The sequence below is a fragment of the Trinickia dinghuensis genome (assembly GCF_003367175.1).
Taxonomy (GTDB): Bacteria; Pseudomonadota; Gammaproteobacteria; order Burkholderiales; family Burkholderiaceae; genus Trinickia; species Trinickia dinghuensis.
This window is the reverse complement of sequence record NZ_QRGA01000016.1, coordinates 159,280-178,504: the sequence shown is the minus strand read 5'-3', so window position 1 is coordinate 178,504 and position 19,225 is coordinate 159,280. Positions and strand designations below refer to the sequence as shown.

The window sequence follows — 19,225 nt, the reverse complement described above, 5'->3', positions numbered from 1 at the left end:
ATGCATTCTTTCACTCCCACGGCGACGGCGGAACCAGACGCTCCCTCATCGGTGAACGCCGCCGACGATGCCGCGCGCGAACCGAGCCACCCGCGCACGGCGCACACGTCTCCCACGCGATTCGTGCTTCCGCAACGACGCCGACTGCTGTCTCGCCCCGCATGGAGCGCACTCGTTGCACTCGTGCTCGTCGTCGGCTTCGGCGTACCGATCGCCGCGCTCGTGCTGCCTGAATCGAGCGCCTTTCATCTATCCGCCTATACGCTGACGATCGGCGGCAAGTTCATGTGCTATGCGATCGCAGCGCTCGCGCTCGATCTCGTCTGGGGATATTGCGGAATCCTGAGCTTGGGCCACGGCCTGTTCTTCGCGCTCGGCGGGTACGCGATCGGCATGTACCTCATGCGCTCGATCGGCCATGACGGCGTCTACGGCAGCGATCTGCCCGATTTCATGGTGTTTCTGAACTGGCATGAACTGCCCTGGTTCTGGCACGGCACCGAGCACCTTTGGTATGCGCTTTTGCTCGTGCTCGTCGTGCCCGCGGTGCTCGCATGGACGTTCGGCTTTTTCGCGTTCCGCTCCCGTGTGCAAGGCGTCTACTTATCGATCATCACCCAGGCGCTCACGTACGCGGCGATGCTGCTCTTCTATCGCAACGAAACGGGCTTCGGCGGCAACAACGGCTTCACGGACTTCAAGCGCATCGCCGGATTTCCGATCGCGCACCCCTATACGCGCGTCACCCTCTTTTTGCTGACGTTCGCCGTGCTCGTGCTCGCGTTCGTCGGTGCGCGCGCCATCGTCACATCCAAGCTCGGCCGCATCGTCACTGCCATGCGCGACAGCGAGACACGTTTGATGTTTCTCGGCTACAGCCCGCTCGCCTACAAGCTGTTCGTGTGGACCTTATCAGCCATGCTCTGCGCGATCGCCGGCGCGCTGTACGTACCGCAAGTCGGCATCATCAACCCGAGCGAGATGTCGCCGGTGAACTCGATCGAAATGGCGATCTGGGTCGCCGTCGGCGGACGCGGCACGCTGCTCGGGCCGATCGCCGGGGCATTTGCGGTCAACGCTGCCCGCAGCGTGTTCACGGCGCATCTTCCCGAATATTGGCTGTTCTTTCTCGGCGCGTTGTTCGTCGTCGTGCCGCTGGCGCTGCCGCGCGGTCTCGCCGGCTTGGCATCCTCGCTCGTGGCAAGGAGCACCCGCAAATGACGATGCTCAGCACGCCTAATGAAACGGCGGCGGCCCACGTTCCACCCGCGGGCGATGCGCCGATGGCGCACATCGTCGCGCCCGGTGCGATCGACGTCACGCACGGCACGATCCTCTATCTGGAAGACGTGACGGTCAGCTTCGACGGATTCCGCGCGCTGAATGCTTTGTCGCTGACGCTCGACGTCGGCGAACTGCGTTGCGTGATCGGACCGAACGGCGCCGGCAAAACGACGATGATGGACGTCATCACGGGTCGCACGCGGCCCGATCATGGTCGCGTGTTTCTAGGCCAGACCCTCGATCTCACGCGCATGGACGAGCCGACGATCGCCCGTGCCGGAATCGGCCGCAAGTTCCAGAAGCCGACCGTGTTCGAGCAGCATCCGGTGTGGGAAAACCTGGAGCTTGCGATGAAAACCGACAAGCGCTGGCACGCCACGCTGCGCGCACGGCTGACGCCCGCCGCCATCGCCCGAATCGAAGAGACGCTCGCGACGATCGGGCTGGAACAGCAAGCATGGCGAGCGGCCGGCGAACTCTCGCACGGGCAGAAACAACGGCTGGAGATCGGAATGCTGCTCATGCAGCAGCCCGCGCTGCTCTTGCTCGACGAGCCCGCCGCGGGCATGACCGACGACGAGACAATGGCGCTCGCCGCCCTGCTCGACCGATTGCGGGGCACGTGTTCGATGATCGTCGTCGAGCACGACATGGAGTTCGTGGCCGCACTCGCCGGAACGCACTCGCGCGTGACGGTCATGGCCGAGGGCAGCGTGCTCGCGCAAGGCTCGCTCGACGAGGTGAAGCGCGACGAAGCCGTCATCGAATCGTATCTCGGCCGCTGAGCCGTTCGCCCTTTTTGCATTCACGCACCCGCAAGGACAGCATCGATGCTCGACGTGACCGGACTCAATCAGTTTTACGGCGGCAGCCATATCTTGCGCGACGTCACGATGCACGTGCCGCAAGGTTCGCTGACCGTGCTGCTCGGCCGCAACGGCGTCGGCAAGACGACGTTGATGCGCTGCCTCATGGGCGTCGTGCGGGCCAAGAACGGCACGATCGCATGGCACGGCCAAACGATCGATGCACTCGCGCCGCCGGCACGCGTGGCGCGCGGCATCGCCTACGTGCCGCAGGGGCGTGAGATCTTCGCGCGCCTCACCGTCGAAGAAAACTTGCTCGTCGGCGCGGCGAGCAAGCGCGGCGTCTCGCAGGTGCCCGAGCGCATCTACACGCTCTTCCCCGTCCTCAAAGACATGCGCAAACGGCGCGGCGGCGATTTGTCGGGCGGCCAGCAACAGCAGCTCGCGATCGGCCGGGCGCTGATGAGCGAGCCGCGCCTGTTGATCCTCGACGAACCCACCGAAGGCATTCAACCCTCGATCATTCAGGAGATCGGCCGGACCCTGCGCAAGCTCGTCGACGAAACGGGGATGACGGTACTGCTCGTCGAGCAGTACTATGACTTCGCCAAGGCACTCGCGGATCACTACTGGGTCATGCGGCGCGGCGAAATCGTCGCGGGCGGCGCGGGCAGCGAGATGGAGGCTGCCGGCGTGCGAGAGATGATCGCTGTCTGACAGGGCCGGTGTTATGCTCGATTCCACGCTTACTCAAGCCTATCCGGCGCCCTCCGCATTTCATGTCTTCTCATGTAACCGACGCTTCGACGGCAGTGGCTGCCGAACCCAGCGCCGGGCAGCGCCCGCGCGCTGCCGACGGCTGGCAAGCGAGCCTCGCGCTCGGTTTCGAGCGGCGTAGCACGCGGACGACGCTGACGCATCGACTTCACTTGGGCCCGTTGCGCGTGCAAAAGCCGTTGTACCCGGAAGGCGATGCGATCTGCCATGCGGTGATCGTCCACCCGCCCGGCGGTATCGCCGGCGGCGATGCCCTGACGCTCGACGTCTCGCTCGGCGCGGGCACGCATGCCGTACTCACGACGCCCGGTGCTGCGAAGTGGTACAAGTCGAACGGCCGCATTGCACGCCAACGCATCGATATCGTCGCCGAAACCGATGCGAAGCTCGATTGGCTACCGCAAAACAACATCGTTTTCGATGGCGCGCGGATCGCGCTCGACTTCACGTTGACGCTCGCCGAAGGTGCGACGGCGCTCGGCTGGGATGCGACGCAGCTCGGGCGAGTCGCCGCCGGTGAACGCTGGGCCGCCGGGGCGTTGTCGAGCACAGCGCGGATTTGTGGCCCATCGGGCAAGCTGCTCTGGTTCGAGCGCGCGGAACTCGCGGCGGATGACGCGCTGCGCGTGGCGCGCCAAGGGCTTGACAGCTATCCCGCTTATGGAACGCTCTGGGCGATCGGCCCCGCCTGCGACGACGCGCTTGCCGACATGCTGACGCGACAATTGCCGTTCGACGACGGCCTGCGCGCGGGGGCCTCTTGCGTCACGCCGGGCGTGCTCATCGTGCGCGCGGTGTCGAACTCGATGGAGAGGCTGCAGGACAGGCTTATCCAGTGTTGGCATACGCTGCGCCCGCTGGTGCACGGCGTAGGTGCGCACGACCTGCGGCTCTGGCGCACGTAGGCCGCGCCACGCCGCACCTACAAAGCTAGGGCACGCGCGGCGGCAATGAAGCGGCCCCTGGAATCCGCTTCGATCCGCTTCTGAATTTCCTTGGCGGCAACCACGCCATCAGCCATCGACGTCACGCAGCACGGATGCATTCGATGAGCGACCTCGCCAATCGCAAACACGTTGGGTATCGACGTTTCGGCGGTGCGGCTGTCGGCCGACACGAACCCTTCGGCGCTACGCGCGAGGTCGAGGCCACGCATGAATTCGAGCGACGGCGTCCAGCCATAGAGGACGACGACGACATCGTAACGTTGTCCCGACACAGTAGCCGTATCGGGGCAAACGTCGTACGGACCAACACTGACGTCCGTTACAGGAATGCGCTCGAGAAAGTCCCGTCTCGCTCGAATCGATCGGGCATAAATGTGGGTGTGGGCAGCGCCTTTGGCACGGATAAACTCGTAATTTTCGAATGCGCTGTCGCCACCGCCCAATATCGCGACGGATTGGCCGCGGAAGTCTCTTCCGTTGATTCGCTTTCCCGGTCCGATCACGAAATTCGGGCCTGCGCGAAATCCGCCGTCGGCCGGACGCACGCCCGACGCGAGTACAAGATAGGGGCTGGACAGGATGTCTTGCCGCCCCGCTGCATCGGTGACATCGGCGACAAACCGGCCGCGGTCGATCGTCACCCACTCGACCGATGTGCTCAGGCGGCATTCGATACCGCGAGAAAGAATGTTGCCGTGTATGCGGTGCGCGACCTCTTCGCCGCGCACACCGACCACCGGAGCGATCCACTCATTGGGGTAGGGACTTTCGTTTTGGAGCCCGCCCAATTCCGAGCGCTGCTCGACGATGCAGGGTTGAAATCCCAACAGTTTCAGCCATAGGGCACACGATGCGCCGGCAGGGCCGCCGCCTACGATGATTGCATCAAAAGCCGACATGAGCGATCTCCTTGCTACTTGAGTCGCAATTTATCCGCTGCAAACGGCTAACGGATCGTGCAATCCGAAGCAATCGATGCCAATCCGAAAATCATGTTCTCTCCGCCCTCCGATACGCATGGTCATATCGAATCGATAACGGTTCACGCGCTTCATTACAGTGCACAAGGTGTCATTGCGGTGCATCGTGTCACTATGGCGGATCGAATTACTCAGGACTCCGTAAAATCGATCGGGATACGTTCCCATACATCGCACCCCAGTGCTACGATAACCGCGCATTTCAGCATTTCATCGCGGCACGAACGGCCATCCCATGCCCCCCGCGGATTGCGGCCTTATCTTTCATCGACATTACGCTTGAGCGCTCCGCGCCATGAAACTGACGCCCCGTGAAAAAGACAAGCTGCTCGTCTTCACCGCAGCACTGCTTGCCGAACGACGCCGCGCACGCGGCTTGAAACTGAATCACCCCGAAGCCGTCGCGTTCATCTCCGCGGCACTCATGGAAGCAGCCCGCGACGGCAAGACCGTTGCCGAAGTCATGCACTATGGGACGACGCTGCTCACGCGCGACGACGTCATGGACGGCGTACCCGAAATGATTCCCGAGATTCAAATCGAAGCCACGTTTCCCGACGGCACGAAGCTCGTCACCGTTCATCATCCGATTCCCTGAGGGAACGCTCACCATGATTCCCGGCGAAATCCTGACCGAAGACGGCGACATCGAGCTGAACGTGGGCCGAGAGACACGCTCGCTGGCGGTCGCCAATACCGGCGACCGGCCCGTGCAAGTCGGCTCCCACTATCACTTCTACGAGGCCAACGCGGCGCTCGCGTTCGATCGCGAACAGGCACGCGGCTTCAGGCTGAACATCGCTGCCGGAACCGCGGTGCGCTTCGAGCCGGGGCAATCGCGCACGGTAGAACTCGTGGCGCTGGCCGGCGCGCGCGAGGTCTACGGCTTCAACGGCAAGGTGATGGGACCGCTCTGATCTCGTTAGCGGCATCCCCGGTCAATCCTTAGGACTACGCATCGTCATGACACTACGCATCAGCCGCCGCGCCTACGCGGAAATGTTCGGACCGACGACGGGCGACCGCATCCGGCTCGCCGATACCGACCTCACGATCGAGATCGAACGCGATTTCACGATCTACGGCGAGGAAGTGAAGTTCGGCGGCGGCAAGGTCATCCGCGACGGCATGGGGCAATCGCAGCGCGTCGCATCCGAGGTGGCCGATACCGTGGTGACGAACGCCGTGATTCTCGATCACTGGGGCATCGTCAAGGCCGACATCGCGATCAAGAACGGACGTATCGCGGCGATCGGCAAGGCCGGCAACCCCGATATTCAACCGGGCGTCACCATTGCCATCGGCGCGGCCACGGAGATCATCGCGGGCGAAGGATTGATCGTGACGGCCGGCGGGATCGATACGCACATCCACTTCATTTGCCCGCAACAGATCGAGGAAGCGCTCGCCTCCGGCGTGACGACGATGCTCGGCGGTGGCACGGGGCCCGCGACGGGCACGAACGCGACCACCTGCACGCCGGGCCCGTGGCATCTCGAACGCATGCTGCAGGCGGCCGACGGCTGGCCGATGAATCTCGGCTTCCTAGGCAAAGGCAACACGAGCCTGCCCGGCCCGCTCGTCGAGCAAATCGCCGCCGGCGCCATCGGTCTGAAGCTGCACGAGGACTGGGGCTCGACGCCCGCCGCGATCGACAACTGCCTCTGCGTCGCTGACGACACCGACACGCAGGTGGCCATCCACACCGATACGCTGAACGAAGCGGGTTTCGTCGAAGCCACCGTCGCGGCATTCAAAGGGCGCACGATCCACACGTACCACACCGAAGGCGCCGGCGGCGGCCATGCCCCCGACATCATCAAGGTGTGCGGCGAGGCGAACGTGCTGCCGTCCTCGACGAATCCGACCCGCCCCTACACCATCAACACGCTCGACGAGCATCTCGACATGTTGATGGTGTGCCATCACCTCGATCCGTCGATCGCGGAAGACCTCGCCTTCGCCGAGTCGCGCATTCGGCGCGAGACGATCGCGGCCGAAGACATCCTGCACGACCTCGGCGCACTGTCGATGCTGTCGTCCGATTCGCAAGCGATGGGGCGTGTGGGCGAAGTCATCATCCGCACGTGGCAGACGGCGCACAAGATGAAGGTGCAACGCGGTGCGCTACCGCAAGACAGCTCGCGCAACGACAACTTTCGGGCCAAGCGCTACGTCGCGAAATACACGATCAATCCGGCGCTCACGCACGGCATCGCGCATGAAGTCGGTTCGATCGAAGCAGGCAAATGGGCCGACCTCGTGTTTTGGGAGCCCGCGTTCTTCGGCGTGAAGCCCACGCTCATTCTGAAGGGTGGCATGATCGCGCTCGCGCAGATGGGCGATCCGAACGCCTCGATTCCTACGCCGCAGCCCGTGCACTACCGCGAGATGTTCGCGACGCGTGGGGCCGCGCTGGCACGGACGTCGCTGACCTTCGTCTCGCAGATGGCCGCGGACGCCGGTGTTGCCAAGCGCTACGGCCTGCAAAAGCGCATCGTGCCCGTGCGCGGATGCCGCACAGTATCGAAGACGGACATGATCCACAACGCCTGGCAGCCTTCGATCAGCGTCGATCCGGAAACATACGAGGTAGTCGCCGATGGCCAATTGCTGACCTGCGAGCCCGCCACCGTCTTGCCGATGGCACAGCGGTATTTCTTGTTCTGACAGACGTTATTTTTGCGGGCGCTTAGGTGCCCTGACATGCCCTGACCATTTTCCGATGCGTACGATCGACAAACGGATTGCCCCGCCCGCGAAGCTCGCGGCCTCGCTCGTCTCCCGCGCGCCCACGCTGACGCTCGCTTACGACGCGCGCTGCAAGAGCCGGCTCGCCGCCACGCTCGACACGGGCGAAGAAGTTGCACTCGTCATGCCGCGCGGCACCGTGCTGGCCGACGGCGACGTACTCGTGGCCGACGACGGCGCGCTCGTGCGCGTGATCGCGGCGCCCGAAGCGGTGCTCGTGGTTCGGGCGTCCGATACACTGACTCTTACACGCGCGGCCTATCATCTCGGCAATCGGCATACGCCCGTGGAAATCGGGGTCGATTATCTGAAGCTCGAGGCGGACCCGGTGCTCGAAGCGATGCTGACGCGTTTGGGTGCGCGCGTCGAGCGCGAGGCGCAGGCGTTCCATCCCGAGGCCGGCGCGTATGGCGGCGGACATCGTCACGGCCACGACGCGACGTTTGCCGAAGACTATGCGCTTGCGCAACAGGTGTTCGCTCAGCGCCATGGGCATGATGATGGACATGGGCATGGGAACGGACACGCGCACCCGCATGAACACGAGCATGAGCACGGGCACACGCACGATCATGCCCACGATCACAGCCACGACGGCTGCGGCAACTGCGGGCACGACCATCATGGTCACGAGCACTGAAACCATGCGCCTGGCCGAACTGACCGCCGTGCTGCACCTTGCCTCGCCGGCGCTGCCGATCGGGGCATTCAGTTATTCCCAGGGGCTCGAAGCCGCCGTCGAAGCACAATGGATCGGGGACGGCGAAACGGCCCGCGCGTGGGTCGAAGACGGCTTGCTGCACGTTCTTGCCCGCGGCGAGTTACCGTTCATTGCCCATCAGCTCGGGCGCTGGCAGCGGCATGACGCCGACGCATTGGCCACAGCCGACAAGCAGTTCCTAGCAAGCCGCGAAGCCGCCGAACTGCGGCGCGAGACCGAGCAGATGGGATGGTCGCTGAAGCAACTCGCGCTATCGCTCGAATGGGGCGATCAAGCGCGGCGTACGACGCTCGAAGCATTGACACCGCTGTCTCAGCCGACAGCGTTCGCATTCGCCGCGGCGGCGCACGAAGTGGCGGCGGACGCTGCGCTGGCGGCATACGCGTTCGCCTGGGCCGAAAACCAAGTGTCGGCGGCCATCAAAGCCGTCCCGCTCGGCCAACTCGCCGGCCAGCGCATTTTGGTGGCCGCGCGGGCGGTGATCGACGAAGCCGTTGCGCGCGCGCTGGACACGCCGCCCGACCGCATCAACACCTTCTCGCCGATGCTCGGCGTGTTGTCGGCACGGCACGAGACGCAGTATTCGCGTCTTTTCCGCTCTTGACCGAGCAATTCCGAGAGATTCCGAAAGATTGAAAGGGGCATCGACAATGAGAACCAAGAAACTGCCGCCGCTGCGAGTCGGCGTGGGCGGCCCGGTGGGTTCGGGCAAGACGACGCTGCTCGAAATGCTCTGCAAGGCCATGCGCGATCGCTACGATCTCGTTGCCATCACGAACGACATCTACACGAAGGAAGATCAGCGGCTGCTGACGGTTGCCGGCGCGCTCGAGCCCGAACGGATCATGGGTGTCGAAACGGGCGGCTGCCCGCATACGGCGATACGAGAAGACGCCTCGATCAACCTCGAAGCGGTGGACCGGATGCTCACGCGCTTTCCCGACGCCGATATCGTCTTCATCGAATCGGGCGGCGACAACCTCGCGGCCACGTTCAGCCCCGAGCTGTCCGATTTGACGATCTACGTCATCGACGTGGCCGGCGGCGAGAAGATTCCGCGCAAAGGCGGCCCCGGCATTACGAAGTCCGATCTGCTCGTCATCAACAAGATCGACCTGGCACCGCATGTCGGCGCGAACATCGACATCATGGCCGCCGATGCCAAGACGATGCGCGGCGAGCGACCGTTCGTCATGTGCAATCTGAAGACGCAAAGCGGGCTGGCGGAAGTGATTGCCTTCATCGAGCGCAAGGGGTTGTTCGCCGGCTAGATGGCGGTTTCGCGGCGATATCAGCGCTCTAACTGGGAGCACGCAACATCATCCGCGTGTGCTCGCACGTTGGCCCATTCCGATGCGCAATGCTAAGATCCTGCGCAAATCAACAGCGCCACCCGTCACTACGGCGGTGGGCAGCGCAAGATCTCGTATATCGGACCATGGGCAATTCGCAGGGGCGCGTCGCTGTTCTTTTACATATCGTCGGCTTCGGTAAGGGTGGCATCGAATCGGCACTCATGCAGTGGCTGCGGATTTTCGACCGTTCCCGCTTCGACGTCACGCTTTCCGTCATGTTTTCATCGCCCGCGTTCGAGCAGCATTTTCGCGCTCGGGTACCCGCCGACGTCAAAGTGGAAGTATTAGCCGATCGTGCGTGGCTCACCCGGCTCGAAGCGCGCCGCTACGCCGGCCGTCTCGGCAAGTTCGGGCGCGTGTGCCGCGACGTATTCAATACCGCGGCGGTCCACCCCTATGTCCGCAAGCGCCTCGCAACCCTGGCTCGCCAGCATGACGTGCTGATCGACTTCGATATGTCGCTGCGCCGATGGGTACGCAGTTTCGACATTGCGTCGGTGGCGGTGAGTCATTTCAGTTTCAACGCCCGCTTCGGCCATCGCCCGCGCAAAGTGCGCCGCTTGTCGCACCAATTACGCGACTACGATCGCGTGATCGCGCTGAACCAGCAAATGGCCGATGAGGCGCCCATCCTGTTCGGCAACGAACTGCCGCGGCCGTTTCTGCTGCCGAACGCGATCGACGTCGACGCTATCCGCGCGCGCGCAAATGAACCCGCCGCGCCACGCAGCCCGGTGGCTGCGCCCTATATCGTATCGGTGGCGCGCCTCGACGAACTGCAGAAGGACCATCGGACCTTGCTCCATGCCTACGCTCGGCTTTTGCAAGACAAACCCATCGTCGAACACCTCGTTCTTGTCGGCGACGGCGCCTTCCGACAAGAACTCGAAGCATGCGCGGCATCGCTCGGTATTGCCGAACGCACACATTTCGTCGGGCACGTCGACAACCCTCATGCGCTGATCGCGGGTGCCAGCTTGTTCATCCTCAGTTCTCGTAACGAGGGCCAACCGATGGGGCTGCTCGAAGCGCTCGCGCACGGCAAGCCGGTCGTTTCGACCGACTGCCCGACCGGTCCGCGTGACATTCTGGATCACGGGCGCGCCGGCATCCTCCTGCCCGTCGGCGACATCCAGACGATGGCCGACGCCATGGGACGAATCCTGTCCAACGCGCAACTGCGCGAAGAGATGAGTGCAAAGGCCCTCGCTCGTGCGCAGCACTATGGCATTGAGGCGAGCAAGGAACGACTCGCGCTTTGTGTAGGCAACGTCTTGAAGGCCCGCCACCACCCGAAAGCCGCACTCGCGCTCGAAGCCGTCTCTACCTGAACACTGAGGCGTTCGCGGCCGGCTAAGCCCCCGCCTGAGGCAGCAACGCTTCGAGCACCGCTACCGTTCGGCCCGTCGCGCCGCGATGGCGCGCTGCGAATGCCGCCGCAGCGGCCCCCATCGCCACCCGTCGCGATTTGTCGGCAAACAATTCGCCCAGCACGCGGGCCAGGTCGGCCGGATCGGCCACTTGCACGGCGGCGCCGGCGGCCACCGCATCGGCTGTCGCCTGCGAGAAGTTGAACACGTGAGGGCCGATCGATACCGGCACCCCCACTGCGCACGCTTCGATGAGGTTTTGGCCACCAAGCGGCAACAAGCTTCCGCCGATGAAGGCGATGTCCGAGGCCGCGTAGTAGGCACCCAGTTCCCCCATCGAATCGCCGAGCAGCACCTTCACGTCGCGGGGCAACGGCTCGCCGGCGGCAGACGCCGCGGCCGCGGCCTGCGCCGCCCCACCCCAGGTTGAACGCCGCATCGCACGCAATCCTCGCCGCTCAACGAGCGCCGCAACCTCATCGAAACGCTGCGGATGACGCGGCACGAGGATCAGCAGCGCGTCATCGAGCGCCAAGGCCGCGAACGCGTCGAGCACGAGCGCTTCCTCGCCCTCGCGCGTGCTCGCGGCGACCCAAACCGGCCGCGCACCGATCGCGGCGCGCCAGGCGCGTCCGCGGGCGACGATCTCGGGCGGTGTCGCCATGTCGAATTTCAAATTGCCGAGCACGGCCAGATTGCGCGCGCCGAGCGCCGTGAGCCGCTCCGCATCGGACGGGCTTTGCGCGAGCACGCGCGTAAAGCCGCCGAAGACTTCGCGCGCGGCCGCCCCGAAGCGGACAGCACGCTTGAACGAGCGCGCCGACATGCGCGCGTTCGTCAGGACGAGCGGGACGTCAGCCGCGCGGCATTCGTCGATCAGCGTCGGCCACACTTCCGTTTCCATGACGATACCGAGCGACGGCCGCCAGGCACGCAGGAACCGGCGCACGGTGTGCGGCAGGTCGTACGGCAAGTAGCAGCGCAGAACGCGATCGCCGAACAGCTGCACGCTCGTGGCGCGCCCGCTCGGCGTCATGTGCGTGACAAGCACGCGCGCATCGGGCCGCGCCTCCAGCAACGCCGCGATGAGCGGCTGCGCCGCGCGCGTCTCGCCGACGGACACGGCGTGAACCCAGATCAACGGAGCAGCGTCCTCGGGTACCCGGCCGCGCGCAAAGCCGAAGCGCTCGCCGATATGTTCCCGATAGCCGCGCTCGCGGCGCGAGCGAATCAGCAGGCGCAAGACGGCCAGCGGCGCGACGATCCACCATAGCGCGCGATAGACGGCCCTCAACATGCCGGCCCTCCCGCGAATGCCGAACGTCGCCCGCGCGAAGCAGCCGCTCCCCCCGCGCGCGGATCACATGTGCCGCGACGCATCGGCATCAAACCAGCGCGCGGCCTTCGAGCCGCTCGAGAATGCCGAGCGGCGCGCACTCGGGCTGGACCATCGCGCGCACCGGCAGGAAAAACGTCTGCTCGAGCATGTACTGCCCGGACATCGCCGCATGCGACGTCTGATCGGAGAAGCAGATCCACGTGCTGCCCGGCGGAAAAGGAATCGTCTGTTGCGGGCAAGCCTTTTGATAGTCGAGGTCCGCCTTCATGCCGTCGTGCAGGTTGAGCATCAAGTGATCGTAGGCGCTCCGCGGCGACTTCGTGATGTGAAGCGCATTGAGCAGCCAGGCCGAGCCGGGAGCCTGCCGCTTGATCTTCGGCAAGAAGCGCCGGGCTGCCTGCTCGAACGGCTCGCCGACCCGCCATACGCGCGGCTCGCCGTGCGGATTGACGTTGGCGAACACGCGCATGATGCGCTCGCCGCGATTCGGCCGGGACGGGAACGCATCGACGTGCAGCCGGCTGTCGTCCTTGCGCCAGGACGTGTGGCGCGTTTCCACGCGCTTGAGGCGCAGGCTCGTAGGCGCGGGCCGCAGCGCGTCGGTGTACTCGGGAAACAAATGATCGACGAGCGAGCGCGCCTGCGTTTGATAGCGTGCGACGAGCGCCCGCACGGCCGATTGCGTGACGCCGTCGCCCGCCACGCCGTGCAACGCGCCGCCGCGCGGATCGAGGCTGATGTTCTTGCGCTTCGGATCGGCCAGCGCGGGATCGAGCAGCGCCGTCTCTCCGCCTTCAATCGCGAAGCGCAGATTCGGAAAATACAGGACCTTGCCCGTTTCGAGCGCGACACGCAGCGTATCGCGCGTGACGGACAGGTCGGAGCCCGACCAGTCCGTACAGTTCACTTCGAGGATTTGCGATTCGTTCATGGTCCGGTTGAGCTGAGCGCGAGCGGTTACAGCAGGCCGAATCCGGCCAGCGCCGCCTTGACCTGCTGCAGCGTCGGCGGGCTGCCGGCGGTGCCGAGATTGACGACGCAAGGCGACCAATAGCCGCCCGTGCGCCATGCGGTCGCGAAATTGTACAACTCGACCGTGGGCCGCTTCAGCGCCGCGGCAATATGCACCAAGCCGGTATCGACGCCAACCGTCGCGGCCGCCCCATCGAGCAGCCCGACCACGGCCGGCAGCGACAAGCGCGGCGGCACGATCGCGGCGGCACCGAACTCCTTGGCCAGCCGCTCGCTCGTGGCTCGCTCGGCTTCGCTTCCCCACGGCAGCACCAGCGAGGCGCCACGAGTCACGAGCCCGCGGCCGAGCTCGATCCACGCGGCGTCGGGCCATTGCTTGTCGGCACGGGACGTGGCGTGAACCAGCACCACGTAAGGCACGGGCAGGTTCAGTCCCACCTCCGCCAGCGCGCGCGCGGCACGCGACGTATCGAGTCCGAACTCGATGTCGTCGGTCGGTTCGGGCCGCGGTGCGCCGATCGCCTGCGCCACCAGCTGCCGCGTGCGCTCGACCACGTGCGTGCGCGGCTCGATCGGCACGCGCCGATCGTAGAAGAAGCGCACGGGCCACTCGTAGCCCGCCCCGTCGGTGCGATTGCCAAGCCCGGCGAGCGGCCCGCGCGCCCAGCTCGCGACCCAGGCCGTCTTGATCAGGCCCTGGCAGTCGATGACGAGGTCGTAGCGTTCGGCCGCCAGTGCCCGCCGAAATACCCTGATTTCGCGCCACGTCGACGCGGAGAAAAGCCGCTTGCGCCAGCGCCGCAGCGAAAAAGGAATCGGGCGGCGCACGCCCTGCACGAGCGTGACGAGATCGGCGAAGCTTTCTTCGACGAGCCAATCGATTTGCGCGTCGGGATAGACGCGCTGTATGTCCGCGACGGCCGGCATGTTGTGAACGACGTCGCCGAGCGAGGACACGCGAACGAGCAGTATCTTTTGCACGCTGAAAGAAAAAAGAAAGGTGCGGCATCGCAGGCGCGGCGGGGCACGAGACGCCTCGTTCGCCGAGCGCTGCCTGAAGGGCTGGGATTCTACCGCGCCCGAGCCTCGTTGATGGCAGGGGTGCGGCCAAAGCAGCCGATGCGGCACTGTCGCCATGTCGCATCATCGACCCTGGCCCCGACATACCGATCGCCGGAAGGCACTACAATGCTCGTCTTCGAATCACGCGCATGCCGAGCGCAGCACCTGACAAGCATCATGCCCAGTTCGTTCCGCCTAGTCCGCGCGGCCTTATCGTGCGCGGCATTCACGGCTTTCGCCGCGTGCTCGAGCACACCGCAGCCGAAATTCCAGCAAGAGCTGTTCGATGCGGGAACGAGCCCGTTCTCACGCACGTTCAACGTCGGCAGCGCCGATGCGTGCGAGGCCGCGCGCCGCGCGCTGCTCAATCAGGGCTACCTGACGACGCTCACGCAGCCCGATCGCATCGATGCGACGAAGGATTTCCAGCCGAACGGCGACTCGCACATCTCCGTGGACGTTCACGTCGTCTGCACGCCGGGCGTGGACGCCGACGGTTCGAGCATCATGTACGCGAATGCGATTCAAAGCGGCTATGCGCTGAAGAAGAGCGACACGTCGGCCAGCGTCGGCTTGAGCCTGCTCGGATCGGTCTCGCTGCCGATCCGCTCCAATAGCGACGCGATGGTGAAGGTGTCGAGCGAAACGATCCAATCGACCGCCTTCTACAACGGCTTTTTCGATTCGGTCAGCCACTATGTGGTCACGCTGATCAAAACGGCGCCCGTCCCGGCCGGCACCGTGACGTCGACGACGCTCTCCAGCCCGGCGCCGGTGTTGATGCCGCCGATCGCACCCGCGGCAGCGACGCCGTCGGCGACATCGCTGCCGGCCGCCTCGTCGGTGCCCTCGCCCACGCCCACGTCCCAGGCTGCGCCGGCTGCACCGGCGCCCACCTCGATCGTGACGCCGGCGGCCTCGGTCCTTGCTCCGGTTGCACCGGCGGCGGCGGCCGCAGTGGCCGTATCGGCTTCGGCACCGCTCTCCCCGCCCGTTACGCCACCGGTATCCCAGGGCGCCAAACCCGCCAATGCCACGCCGCCCGATACATCGGCGCCGGCGGCGCCACAAGGCGCGTCGGCCCCGGCCACGCCTACGCAGCAGTAACCCATGACGCTCAAGGGCCGCTCACGCGGCCCTTAATCCGTTTATAGCGCAGGAACGCGATCAGAACGGCAGCTTGGCGTCCGGCTTGGCCGCCAGGATCACCCGGCGGAAGTCGCTCTGAATGCGCGCGAGCGCAGCGGCGTTGTCCGCCTCGAAACGCATCACGACAACGGGCGTCGTGTTCGACGAGCGCGCGAGCCCGAAGCCGTCCGGATACTCGACGCGCAAGCCGTCGATCGTGATGACCTCGTCGGCCCCGGTGAACTTCGCTTCCTTCTGCAGGCGGCCGATCAGCGCGAAATTCTCGCCTTCCTCGAGCTTGAGCTGGAGCTCCGGCGTCGATTCCGAGTTGGGCAGATCGTTGAGCACCTTGCTCGGATCCTTTTCGCGCGAGAGCAATTCGAGCATGCGCGCGCCCGTGTAGAGCCCGTCGTCGAAGCCGTACCAGCGGTCCTTGAAGAACACGTGGCCGCTCATCTCGCCCGCGAGCGGAGCGCCCGTCTCGCGCAGCTTCGCCTTGACGAGCGAGTGGCCCGTCTTCCACATGACCGGATCGCCGCCCTTCGCCCGCACCCACTTCGCCAGATTGCGCGTGCATTTGACGTCATAGATGATCTGCGCCCCCGGGTTGCGCGACAGCACTTCCTGCGCGAGCAGCATCAGTTGGCGATCGGGATAGATGATCTGCCCGTCCTTCGTCACGACGCCTAGACGATCGCCGTCGCCGTCGAACGCGTAGCCGATCTCGGCGTCGGTCTCCTTCAATGCGCGAATGACGTCCTGCAAGTTCTCGGGATGGGCCGGATCGGGATGGTGATTCGGGAAATTGCCGTCGATTTCGGTGAACAGCTCGACGAGCTCGCAGCCGAGCGCTTTGAACAAACGCGGCCCCAGCTCGCCGGCAACGCCGTTGCCGGCGTCGACGACGATTTTCATCGGCCGTGCGAGCTTCACGTCGCTCACGATGCGCTCAATGTACTTGTCGGCGATGTCGTACTGCTCGTAGCCGCCCTTGCCTTCGCCTTTCGCGAAGTCGTCCTTTTGGATGCGGTGGTACAGCGCCTGGATCTGCTCGCCGTAGATGGCGGCGCCGCGCAGCACCATCTTGAAACCGTTGTAGTCGGGCGGATTGTGGCTGCCCGTCACGACGATGCACGAATCGACGCGGCGCTCGCCGCCTTCGAGCGCAAGCGGCACGCTCGCGGCGAAATAGCCGACCGGCGTGGGCACCATGCCGATGTCGACCACGTCGACGCCGGCCGCGCGCAGCCCGTCGGCCAGCGCTTTGATCAGCGAGGGACCGGACAGGCGGCCGTCGCGCGCGACCACGACGGCATCGCCGCCTTGTGCGCGCACTTCGCTGCCGAACGCGCGGCCGATCAGCCGTGCGACGTCTTCATCGAGAGTTTTGCCGACGACACCTCGGATGTCATACGCCTTGAAGATGGATTGCGAGATCATTGATGGCTCTCTCTTTTGGCTATGATGGGAAAGATGCTGGCGCCGGCAACCCACTTATAATTGCGGTTTTTCGATCGGCGCGTGGCGCCCATTTTAATGCGCATAGGCCCCTTCGCTAACCTGCCGTACGAGATCACGGCCGAAAAGTGCGCTATTTCCATGCCGGCGCACGCACGGCCAGCAAAATTCCTGCCTTTTATCTCATGCTGAGGCGCATTGCCCACCCGGACGTCGCGAAAGCCGCGGCGAACATCGTTTGGCTCGGCCTCGAGCGACTGACGCAGATCGTCGTGGCCATCGCCATTGCCGGCCTGCTCGCCCGTTATTTCGGGCCGGACGTCTTCGGCAAATGGCAATACGCGAACACGCTGCTGCTCGTGCTCGCGCCGATTACATGGGTCTGCGGCGCTGAAATTCTGGTGCCGACGATCGTGCACCGCGGCGAAGCCGACCTCGGTACGGTGCTCGGCAGCGCTTTCGTCTTACGTTTCTCGGTTTCCGCGCTCGCGCTGGCGGGCACGTGGGCAGGCATCGCCGCCGGCCTGTTCGACCCTGTCGTCGGTGCGATGCTCGCGGGCTTCGCCGTCACGATGCTGTTTCGCGAGCCGTTCATCGGCGTCGTGAACTCGTGGCTGCAAAGCATGACCTACAGCAAGCCGCAGCTCGTGACGAGCATGGCCACGGCCATCGCCAAGCTCGCGCTCGTCTATGCGTTCGTCCGCATGGCCGTCGGCGCGCCGCGCTTCTCGTGGCTGTGGGCGCTCGAATCCGCCGTGATCGGCGTCGTACTGCTCGCCTACTATGCGCACCGCCACGGCGGCAAGCTCGGCTGGCGCGTCGAACCCGGCCTTTTGCGCCATTTCGCGAGTGCGGGTACGGTGTTTTGGGTCGGGCTCGTCTGCATGTACCTGTTCTTGAAGCTCGACCGGCTCATGCTCGAGCACACGATTTCGTTCGCCGATCTGGGCCGCTACTCGGCCGCGCAGCAAATCAACGAGAACTGGATCGCGCTCGCGCTGATGCTCGCGCAGACGATCGCGCCGGCATTCGTCTACCGTGTGCAGGACCGCGCGCACGTGTTGCGCAACGTCATCCGCCTGATGCTGCTCGCTGCGACAGTGATGATCTCGGGCGCACTCGTGCTCGATGCGCTGGCGCCGCTCGTTATCACACGCGTGTTCGGCCCGAATTACGCAGGTGCGATCCCGATCTTTCGCTGGTGCGTCTGGCTCTCGGTCCCGGCCGGCATCGAGGCGATCGGCAATCTCGTGCTGCTCAAGTACCAGGCAAAGTTCGTCCTCCTGACGAAATGGCTGCTCGCGCTGGCCGTCGCGTTCGCGGTGAACCTCGTCGCCATCGCGCGCATCGGCGCCTACGGCGCGCTCGCCGGGCTGGCCGCCGGCTACGGTGCGGCGGTGGCCGTCAACGTCTATTACATCCGCTACAAGTTGCGCCCATGACGATGCCCTCCTCCAGTTCCGCATCGCCGGACCCGCTTTCCGACGTCGCCGTGCTGATGCCGGCCTACAACGGTCAAGCCGACGTCGAGCGCACGCTCGCCTCGTTCGCCGAAAGCGCGCTCGTGCGCGTCCTGATCGTCGACGACGGCAGCAACCCGCCGATCGTCGCGCCGACGCTGCCGAACATGGACGTCGAGATCGTGCGCATGCCGCAAAACGGCGGCATCGAGCGCGCGCTGCAAGCGGGCATCGAGGCGCTGGCCGCACGCGGCTACCGCTACGCGGCCAGAATCGATGCCGGAGATCTCGCCGCGCCCGGACGGCTCGCCAAGCAGCGCGCGTACCTCGAAGCACATCCCAACGTGGCCGGCCTCGGCATGTGGACGCAAGTCGTCTCGCGCGAAGGTGCGCCGCTGTTCGTGCTTCGTCCGGCGGCCGAGCCCGCCGGCGTGCGCCGCCTGCGGTTTTTTCGCACCTCGCTGATCCATCCGGCGATGATGCTGCGCGTCGATGCCGTGCGCGAAGTCGGCAACTACCGCGTCGCCTACCGCGCAGCCGAGGATCTCGATCTGTTCTTGCGGCTGATGGAGCGCTACGACTGCGCGAATCTGCCCGAACTCGGGCTTTACTACGAGTTGAACGAAGGCGGGATCAGCGCGACGAAACGGCGCCGGCAAATCGTGTCGACGCTGAGACTGCAATGTCGCTACTTCGACGCGGCCAATCTCTACGACTGGCTCGGGCTCGGAAAAAACCTGCTCCATTTCGTAACGCCCTATACGGCTTTGAAAAAGATGAAGCGCGCGCTGTTCGCCGCATCCGCAAACTGACCC

19 protein-coding genes are annotated in these 19,225 nt (G+C 65.0%); 14 read left to right on the top strand and 5 right to left on the bottom strand.

Annotated elements, in window-relative coordinates; genetic code table 11:
* The 4 genes from urtC (at position 1) to DWV00_RS25770 (ending at position 3,772) form a co-directional block, all read left to right on the top strand.
* Positions 1-1,221: an urea ABC transporter permease subunit UrtC gene (urtC, locus tag DWV00_RS25785; protein ID WP_115536531.1), complete on the top strand. Its 1,221-nt coding sequence runs from the start codon at positions 1-3 to the stop codon at positions 1,219-1,221.
* 62 nt (positions 1,222-1,283) lie between these two features.
* Entirely contained in the window at positions 1,284-2,069 is a 786-nt protein-coding gene (gene urtD / locus DWV00_RS25780; protein ID WP_245965045.1) for an urea ABC transporter ATP-binding protein UrtD, read from the top strand.
* A gap of 45 nt (positions 2,070-2,114) precedes the next feature.
* Positions 2,115-2,807, top strand: a complete 693-nt coding sequence (urtE, locus tag DWV00_RS25775; protein WP_115536448.1) for an urea ABC transporter ATP-binding subunit UrtE — start codon at positions 2,115-2,117, stop codon at positions 2,805-2,807.
* Positions 2,808-2,869: 62 nt separating this feature from the next.
* Positions 2,870-3,772: an urease accessory protein UreD gene (locus tag DWV00_RS25770; protein ID WP_115536447.1), complete on the top strand. Its 903-nt coding sequence runs from the start codon at positions 2,870-2,872 to the stop codon at positions 3,770-3,772.
* A 17-nt stretch (positions 3,773-3,789) separates the two neighbouring features.
* Here DWV00_RS25770 and DWV00_RS25765 read toward each other — a convergent pair whose 3' ends face one another.
* Positions 3,790-4,713, bottom strand: coding sequence for an NAD(P)/FAD-dependent oxidoreductase (locus DWV00_RS25765; RefSeq protein ID WP_115536446.1), 924 nt, complete (start codon positions 4,711-4,713; stop codon positions 3,790-3,792).
* A 376-nt stretch (positions 4,714-5,089) separates the two neighbouring features.
* Between DWV00_RS25765 and DWV00_RS25760 the strand changes: the two genes are divergently transcribed.
* The 7 genes from DWV00_RS25760 (at position 5,090) to DWV00_RS25730 (ending at position 10,952) form a co-directional block, all read left to right on the top strand.
* Positions 5,090-5,392 carry an urease subunit gamma gene (locus DWV00_RS25760; RefSeq protein WP_115536445.1) on the top strand — a complete coding sequence of 101 codons (303 nt, stop codon included), beginning with the start codon at positions 5,090-5,092 and terminating at the stop codon, positions 5,390-5,392.
* A gap of 13 nt (positions 5,393-5,405) precedes the next feature.
* Positions 5,406-5,711, top strand: coding sequence for an urease subunit beta (locus DWV00_RS25755; protein WP_115536444.1), 306 nt, complete (start codon positions 5,406-5,408; stop codon positions 5,709-5,711).
* A 46-nt stretch (positions 5,712-5,757) separates the two neighbouring features.
* Positions 5,758-7,464 (top strand): urease subunit alpha, encoded by a 1,707-nt coding sequence (gene ureC, locus DWV00_RS25750; RefSeq protein ID WP_115536443.1) that lies wholly within the window; start codon positions 5,758-5,760, stop codon positions 7,462-7,464.
* A 55-nt stretch (positions 7,465-7,519) separates the two neighbouring features.
* On the top strand, positions 7,520-8,185 hold the full coding sequence (gene ureE, locus DWV00_RS25745; RefSeq protein WP_115536442.1) for an urease accessory protein UreE: 666 nt from the start codon (positions 7,520-7,522) through the stop codon (positions 8,183-8,185).
* 4 nt (positions 8,186-8,189) lie between these two features.
* The gene (locus DWV00_RS25740) at positions 8,190-8,870 is read left to right on the top strand and encodes an urease accessory protein UreF (protein ID WP_115536441.1); all 681 of its coding nucleotides are present in this window, start codon (positions 8,190-8,192) and stop codon (positions 8,868-8,870) included.
* A 46-nt stretch (positions 8,871-8,916) separates the two neighbouring features.
* Positions 8,917-9,537 (top strand): urease accessory protein UreG, encoded by a 621-nt coding sequence (gene ureG, locus DWV00_RS25735; protein ID WP_115536440.1) that lies wholly within the window; start codon positions 8,917-8,919, stop codon positions 9,535-9,537.
* Between the two features lie 167 nt (positions 9,538-9,704).
* A complete protein-coding gene (locus tag DWV00_RS25730) occupies positions 9,705-10,952 on the top strand; it encodes a glycosyltransferase (RefSeq protein WP_115536439.1) in 1,248 nt (415 codons plus the stop codon).
* A gap of 22 nt (positions 10,953-10,974) precedes the next feature.
* On the opposite strand, the gene waaA is transcribed toward DWV00_RS25730, so the two are convergent.
* The 3 genes from waaA to waaC all read right to left on the bottom strand — a co-directional run bounded on the left by waaA (position 10,975) and on the right by waaC (position 14,283).
* The gene (waaA, locus tag DWV00_RS25725; RefSeq protein ID WP_115536438.1) at positions 10,975-12,288 is read right to left on the bottom strand and encodes a lipid IV(A) 3-deoxy-D-manno-octulosonic acid transferase; all 1,314 of its coding nucleotides are present in this window, start codon (positions 12,286-12,288) and stop codon (positions 10,975-10,977) included.
* Positions 12,289-12,376: 88 nt separating this feature from the next.
* Positions 12,377-13,261: a Kdo hydroxylase KdoO gene (gene kdoO / locus DWV00_RS25720; RefSeq protein WP_115536437.1), complete on the bottom strand. Its 885-nt coding sequence runs from the start codon at positions 13,259-13,261 to the stop codon at positions 12,377-12,379.
* A 26-nt stretch (positions 13,262-13,287) separates the two neighbouring features.
* Positions 13,288-14,283, bottom strand: a complete 996-nt coding sequence (gene waaC / locus DWV00_RS25715) for a lipopolysaccharide heptosyltransferase I (RefSeq protein WP_115536529.1) — start codon at positions 14,281-14,283, stop codon at positions 13,288-13,290.
* Between the two features lie 258 nt (positions 14,284-14,541).
* Here waaC and DWV00_RS25710 point away from each other — a divergent pair, with 258 nt between their 5' ends.
* The gene (locus tag DWV00_RS25710) at positions 14,542-15,471 is read left to right on the top strand and encodes a DUF2242 domain-containing protein (protein ID WP_115536528.1); all 930 of its coding nucleotides are present in this window, start codon (positions 14,542-14,544) and stop codon (positions 15,469-15,471) included.
* A 60-nt stretch (positions 15,472-15,531) separates the two neighbouring features.
* Here the strand turns inward: DWV00_RS25710 and DWV00_RS25705 are convergent, their stop codons facing one another.
* Positions 15,532-16,932: a phosphomannomutase/phosphoglucomutase gene (locus tag DWV00_RS25705; RefSeq protein WP_115536436.1), complete on the bottom strand. Its 1,401-nt coding sequence runs from the start codon at positions 16,930-16,932 to the stop codon at positions 15,532-15,534.
* 203 nt (positions 16,933-17,135) lie between these two features.
* On the opposite strand from DWV00_RS25705, the gene DWV00_RS25700 reads away from it, so the two are divergent.
* On the top strand, positions 17,136-18,392 hold the full coding sequence (locus DWV00_RS25700; RefSeq protein WP_115536527.1) for an MATE family efflux transporter: 1,257 nt from the start codon (positions 17,136-17,138) through the stop codon (positions 18,390-18,392).
* Positions 18,393-18,394: 2 nt separating this feature from the next.
* The gene (locus tag DWV00_RS25695; RefSeq protein WP_115536526.1) at positions 18,395-19,222 is read left to right on the top strand and encodes a glycosyltransferase; all 828 of its coding nucleotides are present in this window, start codon (positions 18,395-18,397) and stop codon (positions 19,220-19,222) included.
* The last annotated feature ends 3 nt before the right edge of the window (positions 19,223-19,225 follow it).

What these genes read in the sequence shown, in the direction of transcription:
- waaA (WP_115536438.1), bottom strand. Translation starts at nt 12,288, where the DNA reads ATGTTGAGGGCCGTCTATCGCGCGCTATGGTGGATCGTCGCGCCGCTG.
- ureE (WP_115536442.1), top strand. Translation starts at nt 7,520, where the DNA reads ATGCGTACGATCGACAAACGGATTGCCCCGCCCGCGAAGCTCGCGGCC.
- urtC (WP_115536531.1), top strand. Translation starts at nt 1, where the DNA reads ATGCATTCTTTCACTCCCACGGCGACGGCGGAACCAGACGCTCCCTCA.
- DWV00_RS25760 (WP_115536445.1), top strand. Translation starts at nt 5,090, where the DNA reads ATGAAACTGACGCCCCGTGAAAAAGACAAGCTGCTCGTCTTCACCGCA.
- DWV00_RS25710 (WP_115536528.1), top strand. Translation starts at nt 14,542, where the DNA reads ATGCCCAGTTCGTTCCGCCTAGTCCGCGCGGCCTTATCGTGCGCGGCA.
- DWV00_RS25740 (WP_115536441.1), top strand. Translation starts at nt 8,190, where the DNA reads ATGCGCCTGGCCGAACTGACCGCCGTGCTGCACCTTGCCTCGCCGGCG.
- ureG (WP_115536440.1), top strand. Translation starts at nt 8,917, where the DNA reads ATGAGAACCAAGAAACTGCCGCCGCTGCGAGTCGGCGTGGGCGGCCCG.
- kdoO (WP_115536437.1), bottom strand. Translation starts at nt 13,261, where the DNA reads ATGAACGAATCGCAAATCCTCGAAGTGAACTGTACGGACTGGTCGGGC.
- DWV00_RS25705 (WP_115536436.1), bottom strand. Translation starts at nt 16,932, where the DNA reads ATGATCTCGCAATCCATCTTCAAGGCGTATGACATCCGAGGTGTCGTC.
- DWV00_RS25700 (WP_115536527.1), top strand. Translation starts at nt 17,136, where the DNA reads ATGCTGAGGCGCATTGCCCACCCGGACGTCGCGAAAGCCGCGGCGAAC.
- DWV00_RS25765 (WP_115536446.1), bottom strand. Translation starts at nt 4,713, where the DNA reads ATGTCGGCTTTTGATGCAATCATCGTAGGCGGCGGCCCTGCCGGCGCA.
- DWV00_RS25755 (WP_115536444.1), top strand. Translation starts at nt 5,406, where the DNA reads ATGATTCCCGGCGAAATCCTGACCGAAGACGGCGACATCGAGCTGAAC.
- urtD (WP_245965045.1), top strand. Translation starts at nt 1,284, where the DNA reads ATGGCGCACATCGTCGCGCCCGGTGCGATCGACGTCACGCACGGCACG.
- DWV00_RS25770 (WP_115536447.1), top strand. Translation starts at nt 2,870, where the DNA reads ATGTCTTCTCATGTAACCGACGCTTCGACGGCAGTGGCTGCCGAACCC.
- DWV00_RS25695 (WP_115536526.1), top strand. Translation starts at nt 18,395, where the DNA reads ATGCCCTCCTCCAGTTCCGCATCGCCGGACCCGCTTTCCGACGTCGCC.
- ureC (WP_115536443.1), top strand. Translation starts at nt 5,758, where the DNA reads ATGACACTACGCATCAGCCGCCGCGCCTACGCGGAAATGTTCGGACCG.
- DWV00_RS25730 (WP_115536439.1), top strand. Translation starts at nt 9,705, where the DNA reads ATGGGCAATTCGCAGGGGCGCGTCGCTGTTCTTTTACATATCGTCGGC.
- urtE (WP_115536448.1), top strand. Translation starts at nt 2,115, where the DNA reads ATGCTCGACGTGACCGGACTCAATCAGTTTTACGGCGGCAGCCATATC.